Raw genomic sequence first — 13,065 nt, 5'->3', positions numbered from 1 at the left:
TTGGATAATTTATCGAAATCAAAATAAATGTCAATAAAAGAGTGCCCGGGAGGCATCACACCAGCCGGATGCGGCCGGTCAGCAGGGCCTGGGCCATGCCTTGTTTGAGCTGGCGGGCTTTGCTCAGGCGGGCGTCGAGGGCGGTGATCTCTGTGTCCATGTCGGACAGCACTGTGGCGATGGCGGTCTGCTCTTCGGGTGGGGGAACCAGAATGCTGATCTTCCGAATGTTGGTTTTGCTGACACCGGACACCTTCGTGCCCACGGCATAGAAGCGAAACTGTTCTTTGACTGCCGTCGTCTGGAAGCAATAGCGCTTGTAGAGGTCAACTAGTTCGCCTGTCTTTGGCTTTGCCACGATGGTGTGCAAACCAGAAATGAAGGGTAGCTGCTTCGGGTTGACCACCACCATGTGTTTGCTGGTGCCTTCGTCATCTTCAGAGGCATCAACAAAAACCACATCGCCGTCGTTCAGCAGAGCACCAGCCCCCACCTTGTTCAATGGAACGACTAGTTTCGGCAGGTCAGGCCATTCGGTGGTGACATGCACATAGTTCTTGTTTGAAACATGGATGTCACCGTAGTGCAGGTAAGCATGACCAGCCGTTCCCAACTGATCGCGCGAGGCAGAGACACCACCGCTGAAGTCGAAGAGTTCACTCATGGGCTTTATGGCCCACTCCTGCTGCCATCCGGGCAAACGCAGCTGGCTGGTAAGCAGTTCCTGCATCGCGCCTTGCTTGATTTGGCGCTTCTTGGCCAGCAGTTGCTCCAGCGAGTCGATCAGGGCGTCTGCGTCGGTCAGAGCATCTGCGATTGCTAGCCGCTCAGCGGGGGTCGCCGGCAACGAAAGAGGGTAGGACCGGAGCTCTTTCAGGTCGACACCTGTTTGACCGGACGATCTTTGAGACAGCTTGTCAATAAAAGCGAAGAGTGAGTCCTGCTTGAGAAATTGATAGGCGTATCGAGAATCCAGTGTTGCACATGGAATTGCCTTGATCAATGCGACGTTGTATGCACCCGTGAGGCCTCGAAGAATCTGAAAAACCGGAGGGCCATATCGACCAATCATGATGTCGGTCGAATTGCAAAATCGACGAGCCAAGCATCTGGGAATAAATACTTCGAATCTGTCCGACTTGTAGTCTCGTATCTGGATCAACCGCACGTACCCTGGCCTTGGCGATCCAACAAAATGACTTCTGTCTGGCTGAGAGCCACCCTCAAACCTGAAGAGATCTCCTATGGTCTTTAGCAGCCAATCTGGTGGAACAAGCCTCACATCAGTCTGAGAGCACTCCGCCTTCACCAAGTATTTCGCACTCGGCTCGTTCAGTTCCATGTGAACCCCATCCGTATCAGGTGCTCGTCCACCCGGGCCTGCAGTTCGTCGGCCAGTTTCGCCACGGCGGGCAAGGGCGCGTCGTAGCGGTCGGCTAGATCTTTCACCCGTTGTGTCAGGCGCTGGGTGATGCGGTCCAGCTCAGCATGCGCAGCAGCACCCATTGCGGCGAGCCATTTGTCATCCACCACCAGAGCCTGAATTTCTGTCTCGCTCAGGCGCGGATAGTGGTCGTGGGCCTGTCGGTCCACATGGGCTTCCAGGTCCTTAAGGGCCTTCTTAAGTTGCGACTCTTCGTCGCTAAGGTGTTGCCAGCGTCGGAGCACGGCAGCTTCGTCGGCCATCTCTGGATCGGTCTGAATCTGCTTGAGGTATGCGGCTACCTCGGCCTTGTTGACCTTGTCCAGCTCGTTGAACACACCGTCTTCGCCACCGTGCTCTTCCTCCAGCTCGGCCAGCTGCTCCGCGCGGACTACGATCTCTGCTCCCATGGTCTGGATGTGCGCCTGCTCCTTGGCGTAGTAGCGCGCCACGATTAGATCCTTGGGCACCAGGTCGCAGGCCCATCCCTTGTCGATATGTTTGCCGGGTTTCCCGTCCTTGCCCTTCTTTGTCACGATTACGCGGTAGGTGGCGGCCTTCCAGCCGTCTGCTGCCAGCAGGTAAGCATCGTCCTGCCAGGCGCTGGCCCACAGGTCCATGAGGCGCTGGTACACGTCGTAGGCGTTGAGCAGCGGCTGGCCCTGGTAATGCGCCAGCAGGTCTTCGGCCAGTTCCACGATCAGCGCCTTGGGCTTGAAGCCGGGCTTGAGCTTTTTCAGGCGCTGGCTGGTGCGGCTGCGCCAGGCGTCAAAGTGCGCGGCCATGCGCGCGGTGTAGGCCACAAACTCGGGGTGCTGGTGGATGCTAGTCTGGATGGCGGCTTTGTCCACCGCCAGGGCCAGGTAGCCGGGGCGCAACGGCTTGAAGAGGGTGGCGCGCAGCTGCGGGCAGGTGGCCCAGTAGGTTTGCAGGGCGTCCACATCGGCCTGGGGAATGCCGCCGCGCAGGTGGCCTTCAATGTCTTGCCGGTCTTCGGTCTGGCGGCTTTGCAGGTAGCGCGGCAGGTTGAGGTTGAAGTCGTTCTTCTCGATCTCGGCCAGGGGCACGAGGCGGGCGTAGGCCGGGTCGCTGCCGTCTTGCTTGGTGTAGGCGTCCACGATGCGGTGGATGTCTTGCTCGCGCAGGCGGTTCTTGGGCCCGTCTTTCATGAAGGCGGCGCTGGCGTCCACCATGAAGATGCCGCGACGGGCTTGCGCGTCTTGCTTGTCGATGACGACGATGCAGGCCGGGATGCCGGTGCCAAAGAACAGGTTGGCCGGCAGGCCGATGATGCCTCTGATGAGCCCGCGGCGAACGAGGTTCTTGCGGATCTCGGCCTCGGCATTGCCCCGGAACAGCACGCCGTGCGGCAGGATGCAGGCGGCTTTGCCCTGAGGCTTGAGCGAACGGATGATGTGCAGCAGGTAGGCGTAGTCGCCCTGCTTGGTGGGCGGGATGCCAAAGCCTTTGAAGCGCTCGAACTTGTCTTTGTCGGGCGTGAGGCCGGTGCTCCAGCGCTTGTCTGAGAACGGCGGGTTCGCGACCACGTAGTCGAAGGTTTTGAGCGCGGCACCGTCGAGGTGCTTGGGGTTGGCCAGCGTGTTGCCCTGAGTGATGAGGGCGCCGGCGTTGTTGTGCAGCACCATGTTCATCTGGGCCAGGCCGCTGGTGGCTTCGTCCATCTCTTGCCCGTACAGCGTGACCGGGGTGGGCGCGGCGTCGGCCACTTTCAATAGCAGAGATCCGGATCCGCAGGTCGGGTCGTACACAGTGGTGTCAGGCGTAGTCTTGGACAGGTGGATGCCGATAACCTGCGCGAGGATACGGCTGACTTCGGCCGGTGTGTAGAACTGGCCTTTGCTCTTGCCGCTCTCGGTGGCGAAGTGGCGCATGAGGTATTCGTACGCGTCGCCCAGGATGTCGTCGCCGTCGGCACGGTTCTTGGAGAAATCGAGCGCCGGGTTTTCAAAGATGGCGATCAGGTTGCCCAGCTTCTCAACCATTTCCTTGCCCTGGCCGAGCAGGGCGGTGTCAGCGAAGTCGGCCTTGAGGCGGATCTTGTTGGCTTTTTCAAGCGGCTGCAGGATGTGCTTATTGATCTGGTCGCCAATGTCGGACTTGCCCTTGAGGGCCACCATATCGGCAAAGCTGGCGCCAGCGGGAATCTGGATCGGGGCGAAGGGCTGACCGGCGAATTTGTCGCTAATGTATTTGATGAACAGCAGGACCAGCACGTAGTCCTTGTACTGGCTGGCGTCCATGCCTCCGCGCAGCTCGTCGCACGAGGCCCAGAGGGATGAATACAGCTCGGATTTCTTGATGGCCATGGGGAACGCAAAAAAGGTGCCATTGGGCACCTGAAAAAAAATTGGGTTGAACCGGGGAATGTTACGGCAGTGGGGCGGCCGGTTGCCAGAGCTGTTGTGGCGGCAGGGCGGGCATGTCGCCATCGGCAGGGAGCCAGCGCCAGGCGGGTGGGTTTTCGTCGGTGTCCAGCGTTGCAAAACCTTGCGCCAGGGCGTCGCCGTGGCGGTGGTCGCGGTCGATGAACAGGGGGTGTGCCGCGATGCCGCAGTCCAGCAGGCTGACAGAAGCCAGCGCCTGAACAGGCCGCGAGTTGTAACGCAGCCCTTTGATGAAGCTGCGCCCGTTGCGCACCAAGGCGTTGATCAGTTGTCGTTCCCACGCGTCCTCCACTGGGAGCCACTGGGCAGTGGCCAGCATCAGGGTCATTTCGACGATGGCGGGGGCGCCGGCCTCGTCCAACCGAAAGGTGGCCATCACGATCAGGTGCAGATCGGCTTCTGTACCCCAGAGGGTGAGTTCCCGCTCGAAGCAGCGACCGAGCCGTCGATACAGCGACTCGTCCAGCGTGAATGCCTGGTCGGGGATGTGTTTCAGGATGGCCGTGTGACCGTAGCGGGATGGTGCGATTTCTTTGACTTCGGCCACCATCAACATCAGGGGTTGAGGTTGACCCGGTCTGGGAATGGCCCGTGACCATTGCCGCCGGTGCCTTGTGTGGATGGCGTCACGCTGTTCGACAGAGAAAACCTCCGGGATGTAGAGGCTGACCAGCAGGGGCTGACCATGGGTGGCTATGTTTTCTGCCGCCTGCAGCAGGTGTCGCCGCACGGTGGCCCAATTGCGTCGGCCGGCGAACCCCGGCTTCCAGTGTGTGAGTTCGGCCTGATCCCACAGGTAGTGGAGCAGGCCGCGGAGGGAGAGCTTGGTGCCGTCGGTGCATACACTTTCACTTTCGCCGCCTTCCGTTGGCATCTGTGAGCGACCGGGTAACTTGGTCAAAGAAAAGCCCAGCCGCAAGTTGGTCTGACCCGTGGCGGGGTCTTCGTTGATTGCAGTGCCCAGCACCGGGCCCAGGCATGAGAGATCAGCCGGTGGCTCGTAGGACGGACAGTCGCAGGCATGGCGACAGCCGGTGTCCGGCATGCGTTTGACGATGTAACCCCTGTGCGGCCCCGCCAGCCGCGCTACGTACATCTCGACGCCCTCTGGGGTGCACTGGCAGCGCGGCCGCTGGCGGGCGGCGTGTGCATTGGCGATGGCCTGTGCAAAGCCGCTGGTCGCGACCTCGAAGCGCTGGCCCCCGATCTCGTAGACCGTGCCGGTCGCTGAAACGCCAAAGGCCGAAACTTCCACGGAGGTGGCCTCAACGGGCGGGCGCAGGCATGGCCCGGTCGCGCGAGCGTTGCCTTTCTGGCGTTGGCACTGCGACGGTTCGCTGCGATGGCGCCGCCTTGTCGTAGACCTTGACCTTGGGTGCCTGGCCGTTTCGGATGCGCTCCGCCAACTTTTCTGCTGCCGCCACCATGATGGCTTCGCGCCGTTTCTCAGGGACGCGATTGGACACGAGGATGGCTTCTATGGCAGCCAGCACGGTTTTTCGCGCACCCCCGCCACGGCCAGAGGCTTTATCTGCGGTGGCAGTGTTTTGGGTGCTGGCGTCCCGCGTGGGCTCGATACGGTTGATCTGCCGCGCTTCGCGCTCCACCTTGAGGCGTTCCAGGTCGGCCGGGTTGGGTTCGTAGCCCAGGGCTTTCACACCACGGGCGGCCGCTTCCAGCCACACCATCCGCCGGAAGTCTTCGTTGCCGGTCACCCGCAGGGACTGCCAGTTGCGGGCTTCGGCCACATCGACCATTGAGCGAGCCACCGATGGGCTGTTGGTGTCGGTGGCCAGCCGGAAGGTGGATTCGGTGAAGGCGACGCGCGAAGTGTCACCCCGGTAGCGGTATTCGGTCAGGCCGATGCTGAGGTCACCCACGGTGACTGGGGCGCGCTTGATGATGTAGCGGTCGGTCAGCGCGGCCTCCAGTCGGGCCACGAGCGCTTCGCGCTCAGCCTTTGCTTCCAGTCGGTCAAACGCCTTAGACGGTGCAGCTTCTGGCGCGGTCTTTTCTGGTTGTGCGGTCGGTGAGGGACGCTGTTGCTCGCGCGGTTCTTCGCGCTGCCATTGCCCATCGACCTTGTGAACGAACGACTTCTGGCCCCTGGCGTCCAGAACCACGAAGCGGTTGGCCCCGAGCTGATCTGCTTTCGCAGTCATGTCCTGGTAGCGGTCGCTTCGGTAGGTGAGGTCGGCAAAGGGGTCGCGCAGTTCGTACCGCTCGCCCGGTTCTGGCCCCGGCGTCTGGAAGGTTCGAATGGCGACTTGGGCGCGGTCGGCAGGTTCCACCGTGCCACCCACAGACGCTGGGGCATCCGATGCAGACCGATCCGCGCGGCGGGAGGGTGCGGTTTTCTCGTCCATGGGGATCTCCTTCGGTGGTGGGTTCAGATGGCCACAGGTCAGGGTTGAGGCTCTGCCGAGGCCTGTGTGGGTGTGGGGAGGACGCGGTACACCTCGATCTCGACCCGGCGATTGAGGTTGCGGCCCTGTGGGCTGCGGTTGTCGGCCACGTGGTCACCGCTGGGCTGGTGGGTGGCGCGAATGCGCGTGGGGTCCACGCCGGCGGCGATAAGGTAGTCGCGCACGGCGGTGGCCCTGGCCTGAGCGATGCGGCTCTCGCCGGATGAGTCGCTGTGGCCGTCGGTGCGCCCTCGCAGGACCACGAGCGGTGCGGCTCTGGATTCATCCACCAGGGCGGTAGCCTCGGTTGTTGGAATCGACACGTGGGTACTGTTGAAAGCGAAGTGAACGGTGTGCACGCGATTGGCCATCGCCTTCTCTTGCATCGACGCCACCAGCTGTTGCCGTACAGCCATGTGGGCCAGCGTGGCCGCTGTGGTCTCGGCAAGGCGGTTCGATTCATTGGCCAGGATGCGTGTGTTCTGCAGTTCGTTCTTGCAGACCTGCAGTTCCACGGCCAGCTGGACGTTGGCGGGCCGCTTTTGGGTCTCGTCCACGGTGGGTGGTTTGGGAGGCGAACTGCAAGCGCTCAACAGCGCGATCAGTGAGGCGGTCAGGGCGATGCTGACGAGGGGCGTGTTCATGGGCTTTCTCCCAAGGTTTCAAGGCGTACGGGTTCCACCTCGGGTGCAACGAGTTGGGCGGAGGGGATGGGAACACGCTCTTCTTCGTCGACGGGTTCGATGGCTCCACCATCCACTTCTGGCGCTGAGAACTGACAGAAGAACTCGATGCATGTTTGAGCCGCTTGGGCTGCAGAACCTTCCAGCTTGTCATTGAGGATGGTGGTGTCGTGGGCCAGTTCCTCGACATGCAACTCCTTTTTCCCCGGGGGGAGTTCGTCATCGGCAATGTGCCAGCGCTGTTGAACCTTGGCCAGGTGCAGGTCCATGTTCATCGGCTTCACTTCAGGCGCGGGCAATAGGCGAGTCGTGAACGCTTTGTCCTGGAAGTAGCGAATTTTTTCGCCCAGGATCGGTTTGCAGTTCTCGAAGATCACCACCAGGCGCTCGCGCCCCAACTCTTTGAATTCCTGCGGCAGCAGCAGGGCGCGGCGCTGCTCGCTTTCGTTGCGGCTGACGGTGCTGTGGCCGTGTCCGCTGAAGGAGCGGCTGCGCCCGCGGGAAGTGGCACGCTCGGTGAAGTGGCCCAGCATGGCGCTGTATTCATCGGCGTCACGCTGCTCGCGCGGAGCAAACAGAATCTGCAGGCCATGATTGGTGGCGAAAGTGCGTGCCTCCTTGTCCCCGTAGACCGCGTCCAGCTGCGACATGGCTTGAACCACCGTGAGCAGGCGCAGGTTGTAGCCCGCCAGGAAAGCTGCCGATTGGGAAATGATCCCCACGCGGCCCATGGCGGCGAACTCGTCGTTGACCAGCAGGCACTGGTGCTTGAGGGTCTTGTCCTGCGAGGGCAGATGCTGCGTGTTGAGGCTGACCAGTTGCGAGAAGAAGAGGGCCAGCAGTGGCCGGGCGTTGGCCAGCCGGTTGGGCGGGATGCGCACGTAGATCGACATACGCTGCCGGCGGAGCTGGCCCAAGTCAAAGTCGTCTGCGCTGGTAGCCGCATCGACCACCGCGTCCGCGAAGATGGTCAATGGCGCGTGGAAGGTGGCCACGACGCTGGACAGCGTGTTGTCCGAGTTGCTCAGGAGCCGCTGCAGCGCGTCCACGCATTCGTCGGAAAAGGGTTTGTCGGCTTCCTTTCGTTGCTTGATCAACCCATTGAGGTGGTCTTTCAAGGAACGGCCCTGGCCCGAGGACTGGCGCAGCATCTCGCCCACCGTGCGGGGCAACTCAGGCGTTTCAAGCAGCAACAGGCCCAGGCCCAGAAACAGGTTGCGCGCCTGGTCGTTGAAGAAGGCCTCGGACGAGGTGCCGCTGCCGTCGTTGGGGAAGAACACCTGGCCGATACCCAGCAGGTCACCGACCCGGTGCAGCGGGCTGGTGCGCACGGCAGTTAGCGGGTTCCAGCGGTGGCTGCGGGCTTGTTCGTCAAACGGGGAGAAGGCATACACCGCCTGGCCATGGGCGGCGCGGTAACCGGCCGTGATGGCGTGGTTTTCGCCTTTGATGTCGAGCACGACGGCGGAGTCGGGCCAGTTGAGCAGGTTGGGAATCACCACGCCCACGCCCTTGCCGCTGCGGGTGGGAGCGGACAACATCACCGACAGCTGGCCGGGCAGGGCGAGGTACTGGCCTTTGAATCGGCCGATCAGGATGCTCGGGGCGTCTGGACGATAGGCCGAATGAATGAGGCCTGCTCGGGCCACTTCGCCAGCCGAGGCGAAACGCGCGTCGCCATGCAAGGCCCGGCGCGGTCGGGCTGCAGTGAACAAGGCGCCGGGCAGTAGCACCAGCAAGCCAATGCCGGACAGGGCCATGGCGGCCAGCAGACGCTGGCGCAAAACGGCGTCGTCGGCATAGAGCTGCCAGTAGGTGGCGATGCTGCTCCAGCGGGCCTGCCAGGGGTCGGCCTTGCTGAGCACCAGAAACAACACGCCCGAGACGTAAACCGCTGCGCTCAGCAGGGCGGTGGCGACTAGCGCCGCAAAGGCACCAGCGGCAACCCGTCGGCCCAGTGACCAGGAGGCGAAAGGCAAGGCCAATGCCTGACTCATGATGGCACCCCCTCGCCGGCGGCAGCTCCTGGCTCGTGTAGGGAGCTGGCGCGCAGCGGGCTGTGGCTTGGGGCGTGGTACCTGCAGCGGGGTTCGTAGGCCACATCGGCAATGAAGCGGCCCCGTTCGTCCCGGTCGAACTGAACGATGACATCGATCACGATGCGCAGCAGGCCCTTGATCTCGTCCATGCGCAGGCCGCCACCGGCACCGCTTTCGCGGATCATCAGCGACATCTGTTCCAGCGCCAGATCGCAGTTGCCGGCGTGCACGCTGGTGATGCTGCCCGGGTGGCCCGAGGCGGCCAGCCGGATGAAGGAGAAACACTCTTCTCCCCGAAGCTCGGCCAGAAAGATGCGGTCCGGCTTCATGCGCAGGCAGGCTTCCAGCAATGACTTGGCGGTGACCCGGGCGGTGCCCTGGGCGTCCTTGCTGTAGAACAGGTGCACCACATTCGGATGATTGGGCAGGGTGAGTTCGGCCGTGTCCTGAATGGTGATCAGGCGCTCGTGTTTCGGCACCTCTTCGACCAGGCCTTTCATGAAGGTGGTCTTGCCCGAGCCGGTTTTACCGCTGACGACGATGGTGCGGTGGTGGAGCACGGCCAGGCGCATGAAGTCTGCATAGCGACCTGCGGCTTTCAGAGCCAGCAGTTCCCGCTCGAAGGCTTGCAGGCCGTCGTTGCTCTCAAGGCTCGGCGCGGTGGTCTTTTCTCCGACGCGGCCGAACAGACCGTCTTGCTCGAAGTCGCGCAGGCGGAGCACCACGACTGACGGCTTGCGGATGGTGATGGACACGGTGCCGCGCGGCACCGCAGGCGGTATGACGAACTGGATGCGCTCCCCCGTGGGCAGCGTGGCCGACAGCAGCGGTCGTTCTTGGTTGATCTGCTGGTCGCAGTAGGTGGCCAACGCCGTGGCCAGGGACAGGCAACGCTCCTGCGTCATCGACGGTGCGTTGACGACCTGCCAGCCGCCCACCGTTTCAACTTGCAGTTCGCCCGGTCGGTTCACGCAGACCTCCAGCACACCCGGAGCGTCCAGCTGTTCGCGTAGCGGGCGCAAGAATTCCACCACCGAGGTGGCGTCGCCACACCAGCCGTCGAGCAGGTGTTCTTCGATGCCGGTCAGGGTGTTCATCGTTGCACCGGCAGGAGTTCGTACACCGCCGAAAAGTCCACGTCGCGTGCGACGTAGATGCCTACGATGCCGCCCTGGTTCTGGTACAGCAGGGGCGGGATGTTGATGGTGCTGTCCAGCACCTTCTCCGCCAGCTTGCTGGTGCTGTCGGTGGTGGACGGCAGGACGATGGTGTCGGCCTGCGGGTCTTGTGTCTGGTTCTGAATCACCAGCTTGACCGAGTCGTCGATGAGCGAGAGCAGCATGGCCGCGCCGATGCGTTCACCCCAGCGGTTGTCCACGTAGCCATCAATCCCCGACTCGCCGAGCTGGCCCGTGCCGGGCGAATCGATGTCCACCGTAACCCCATGGGGCGTTCGCACCCGCGTCCACAACACCGGGATGCGGACCATGCCGGGCCGGACCGACGAGATGCGGTATTCGCCGTCCAGGTGCGAACCGCGTTCGATCAGCAGCACCCGCCCGTTGTCGCCGTACACGTTGCGCTGGACCTGGCAGCCGACCAGGCCCGACGTGGCGCTGATCACCTTGGTTTTGAGCGCGCAGGTGAAGGCCGTCCCCTTGGGCAAGGTGAGGCTGCGGTCGCCCATTGTGCTGGCCGCGACCTTGGGGGTGGCGGAACCTTGCAACTGACCGCCGAACAGACCCGCAGCGGCTGCAGGCAGGCCGGCGCCCGGTGAGGTGCCCGCCATCGAGCCCATGGCACCGAGGCTGGCTGCGTTGCCACCTTGGCCGCTGGCTATGGTTGCGCTCTGGGTCAGGTTGTCGAGCAGGCCCTGCAGCTGGCGCTGGTAGGCTTGCAAGTTTCGGCTGGTGTTACCGACCGGATCGTCTGGATCCGGTGAGGCTTCGCCGGGGAGCGATGCATTCGACGTGCCTGACGATCCGGAAAGCGCGCCGGCGTGTGAAGACACGATCAGCACGGGGGCATCGTCTGCCGAGAGGCCTTTGGGCGATGCTGGTCCGCTGCTGCGCACGCCAATAGGCTCTGCCACCTCGTTGGTCGGCAGCAAAGCGGGCACGCGCGGCGCGGGTGGGGTCGTCATGTCCAGTGCGCGTGTCCCGGCGCTGGCAGCGGAAGGCCTGTCCCGTACCAGCTTGGCGTCTTCATCCGAGGTCGGACTGCTGGTGAAGTAGCGGTTGATGGCAAAGCCCGCGAAAAGCACCAGGGTCAGCACCATCATGCCGAGCCCAAACGCCCCTTTGCGCGACCAGTTGATGCTGCGTGCCGCCGTCACCTGGGGGATGCCTGGCTCACCCGGCAGCGGGGTGATGGTGTTGCCATCCGAGGGCTCACCGGTGGACGAGCTGTGTGCGTTGGCTTGATCGTTCATGGTGTGACTCCGGTGGCGCGGTTGTCGAGGGGCGCATGGCCAGCCTTGAGCACTCGTTGGACACCCGGCACGGTGGTCGCACCTTCCGCAGTGGCGCCCTCCAGGTCAAAGGCCTCGTTCCAGATGCCGATCACCGCCGAGCCTGCCCGCAGCATCAGGCGGCGGCTGACGCGGTCCACGACCAGCAGGTCGTCTTCCATCCGGGCGTTAACCAGCGTTTCGCTGCCATCACCGAGCACATGGAACACCGCTGGGACTTCGCGGTTGCCCGGAAAACGCAGGTAAGTGAATCGCCCGTCGTCGTAGACCAGGGTGGGCACGATGTCTTGCGAGCCCGCGCCTTCGGCCAGCGAATACTGGGTGTTCATCACGGTGGGCTTGGCCTGGAGGCGCTCGGCCACCAACTGCTGGGGCGTGGGTGGTGACGGAATCGGGGGTAGGGCGGCGAGCGCGGCGAGGTCTTTCGGGGTCAAGCCGGATGCAGGCTTGGGTTGACGCGGGGCCTTGACGCTCAAGCGGTAGACCGGTTGCTGGCGGTCGTTATCCCCCAGCACCACGAAGCGCAGCGCATGCGTGCGCCGGTCGGTAACCACAGCCAGGTTGTTGGGGGCGTCCGCGCCGGACTTGGCTTTGACGAACAGGGTTCGGCCGCCCGGCTGTGCCGCCACGCACCAGACGGCGTCGGCCTTGCTGCAGTCGCCGCCCTGGCCCACGGCCACTTCGGTGATCACCTCGTCCTGGTCGAACACCACCAGGGTCACCATGCCCCGTTTGACGGGAACGGTCACCACCGCCAGCGGGTTGTAGACCACCTCGCGCAGGCGCGGATCGGCCGGCCTCGCATGCGTCTGCGCGAACAGGCTCGAAGACAGCGAGCAGGCGATCAATACTGCCAAGACGGTGCGCTTCATGGCCGTGCTCCCGGTGCCTGGGTGTTGATCTCTGGATCGGACCGGTAGGCCGTGACCACAAAGCCGAAAGGGTTCTCCAGCCGGTCGGCTTCTTTGACGAGCACCTTGGGCTGGTACTGGTAAACGATGCTGGCCACGTGGCGGGTGGTGACATCCGGCAGGTTGCGGTCGATCTGCCGCACGACTTTGTCGTAGGTGACTGTGGCGTCGCTAAGGTTGCCGCTGCGCCCCGAAGCCCGCAGGCGCACCCCGACGATGTTGATGCGCCACTCCTCGGCGGCGCCGATCTTCTTCTGCAGCGCGCCGTCGCCCTCGAACTGCCGGTTGTATTCGGCGAAGACACTCGGCACGGCCATGCGCGCCACCTGGTCAAAGTCGCGCTGCAGGAACATCCAGCTGTAGCTCTCACGCGCCCGCACAAAGGCCGCCAGGTTGTGCTTGTCCAGTGCCTCCATGACAGGGATGGTTTCTTCGCTCAGCCGCTGCTGGACGGTGGTTTCTCCCGTGACGCGGTCCACGACGATGGGAATTTCCACCACGCGGCGCAGCGGCCCCTGCACGAACACGGCAGCAATGCCGATAAGGCCAAGCACCAGCCCGGCCACCGCGACGCGCCAGGCCCGCCGTTCCGAGCGTTCAAGCATCAGGGCGCGGTCGATTTCCCATTCGCGGTTCGACGTGAAAGTCGGCGATTCGGCGTCTTTCGCAGGGTCGCGGAGCCGATCCGGCCATGCGGCGGCTTTACCTGACATCAGGATGGCACTCATG

At 63.4% G+C, this 13,065-nt stretch carries 10 protein-coding genes; all 10 read right to left on the bottom strand.

The features are described 5' to 3' along the window. Positions 1-55 precede the first annotated feature (55 nt). Positions 56-1,072: a restriction endonuclease subunit S gene (locus tag AB7F11_RS03625; protein ID WP_428290779.1), complete on the bottom strand. Its 1,017-nt coding sequence runs from the start codon at positions 1,070-1,072 to the stop codon at positions 56-58. A 260-nt stretch (positions 1,073-1,332) separates the two neighbouring features. Beyond that, a complete protein-coding gene (locus tag AB7F11_RS03620) occupies positions 1,333-3,750 on the bottom strand; it encodes an N-6 DNA methylase (protein ID WP_428290778.1) in 2,418 nt (805 codons plus the stop codon). Between the two features lie 61 nt (positions 3,751-3,811). Continuing rightward, positions 3,812-5,083 carry a DUF1173 domain-containing protein gene (locus AB7F11_RS03615; protein WP_428290777.1) on the bottom strand — a complete coding sequence of 424 codons (1,272 nt, stop codon included), beginning with the start codon at positions 5,081-5,083 and terminating at the stop codon, positions 3,812-3,814. A gap of 10 nt (positions 5,084-5,093) precedes the next feature. After that, positions 5,094-6,194: an LPD7 domain-containing protein gene (locus AB7F11_RS03610; protein WP_428290776.1), complete on the bottom strand. Its 1,101-nt coding sequence runs from the start codon at positions 6,192-6,194 to the stop codon at positions 5,094-5,096. Between the two features lie 38 nt (positions 6,195-6,232). Further along, positions 6,233-6,877 carry an OmpA family protein gene (locus AB7F11_RS03605; RefSeq protein WP_428290775.1) on the bottom strand — a complete coding sequence of 215 codons (645 nt, stop codon included), beginning with the start codon at positions 6,875-6,877 and terminating at the stop codon, positions 6,233-6,235. Next, positions 6,874-8,913 (bottom strand): type IV secretory system conjugative DNA transfer family protein, encoded by a 2,040-nt coding sequence (locus AB7F11_RS03600; RefSeq protein WP_428290774.1) that lies wholly within the window; start codon positions 8,911-8,913, stop codon positions 6,874-6,876. The genes AB7F11_RS03605 and AB7F11_RS03600 overlap by 4 nt, the downstream gene beginning before the upstream one ends. Continuing rightward, positions 8,910-10,052, bottom strand: coding sequence for a P-type DNA transfer ATPase VirB11 (gene virB11 / locus AB7F11_RS03595; RefSeq protein WP_428290773.1), 1,143 nt, complete (start codon positions 10,050-10,052; stop codon positions 8,910-8,912). Before virB11 ends, AB7F11_RS03600 begins: the two co-directional genes overlap by 4 nt. Continuing rightward, the gene (gene virB10 / locus AB7F11_RS03590) at positions 10,049-11,386 is read right to left on the bottom strand and encodes a type IV secretion system protein VirB10 (RefSeq protein WP_428290772.1); all 1,338 of its coding nucleotides are present in this window, start codon (positions 11,384-11,386) and stop codon (positions 10,049-10,051) included. The genes virB11 and virB10 overlap by 4 nt, the downstream gene beginning before the upstream one ends. Next, positions 11,383-12,297, bottom strand: a complete 915-nt coding sequence (locus AB7F11_RS03585) for a TrbG/VirB9 family P-type conjugative transfer protein (RefSeq protein ID WP_428290771.1) — start codon at positions 12,295-12,297, stop codon at positions 11,383-11,385. Before AB7F11_RS03585 ends, virB10 begins: the two co-directional genes overlap by 4 nt. Then, positions 12,294-13,064: a virB8 family protein gene (locus tag AB7F11_RS03580; RefSeq protein WP_428290770.1), complete on the bottom strand. Its 771-nt coding sequence runs from the start codon at positions 13,062-13,064 to the stop codon at positions 12,294-12,296. The genes AB7F11_RS03585 and AB7F11_RS03580 overlap by 4 nt, the downstream gene beginning before the upstream one ends. Position 13,065: the final 1 nt, after the last annotated feature.

Source organism: Hydrogenophaga sp., from assembly GCF_050250835.1.
Lineage (GTDB): Bacteria > Pseudomonadota > Gammaproteobacteria > Burkholderiales > Burkholderiaceae_C > Hydrogenophaga.
The sequence above is the reverse complement of the archived record's forward strand: the minus strand, read 5'-3'. Positions and strand labels throughout refer to the sequence as shown.